General features: G+C 72.1%; 1 protein-coding gene. It reads left to right on the forward strand.

Annotated elements, in window-relative coordinates; all coding sequences use genetic code 11:
* Positions 1-690: hypothetical protein (locus tag FS793_RS15870; protein WP_222123786.1), on the forward strand; the 690-nt coding region annotated here is incomplete at its 5' end.
* Positions 691-702: the final 12 nt, after the last annotated feature.

Below are 702 nucleotides of genomic sequence, written 5' to 3' on the forward strand. Positions count from 1 at the left end.
CTCGGCAAGACCACCCTGGGCGTGCTCGCCGCAGGCGCTCTCGCCTTCTCCCTCGCAGCCTGCTCGACGCCGGCCGCAGAGGAGCCGGCCGAGTCGAGCAGCTCGGCGAGCCCGGAGTCCACCGAGGCGCCCGACCCCACGGCGGTCATCGACCAGCTCGGCGGCGTCGACACCCAGGTCACCCTCGACCAGGGCTTCGTCGACGCGATCACCTCGCTCGGCCTGACCCCGGGCGTCGTCGGCACGGCGACCCTCACCGACGGCGTCCTCGCCTTCCCGATCACCGGCGGCAACGTCGAGTACTGGGACCCGGACCTCGGCTACCGCCCCTACGTCCAGGGCTCGGTCGAGCACGACGGCTCGGGCATCTCGCTCTCGGCCGGCGGCACGACCGTCGAGCTGACCGACTTCCGCATCGACCCGGGCACCTCGGAGCTCTTCGGCACCGTCTCGGCCAACGGCACGGAGGTGGGTCAGGACATCCTGATCTTCGAGCTCAACGGCTCGACGCTGAACCCGCTCCAGGAGGGCCCGAACGGCGAGGCCATCCTGCAGGGCACCGAGGTCTACGTCTCCGAGGACGCAGCCGGCCTGCTGAACGACACGTTCGGCACGGACGCGGTCGTCGGCGGCCGCGAGGTCGGCCTGCTGGTCGGCGTCGCGCAGATCACGGCCGTCCCCGCCGAGTAAGGCACGCGGAAC

This window comes from Agrococcus jejuensis (genome assembly GCF_007679035.1).
Taxonomy (GTDB): Bacteria; Actinomycetota; Actinomycetes; order Actinomycetales; family Microbacteriaceae; genus Agrococcus; species Agrococcus jejuensis_A.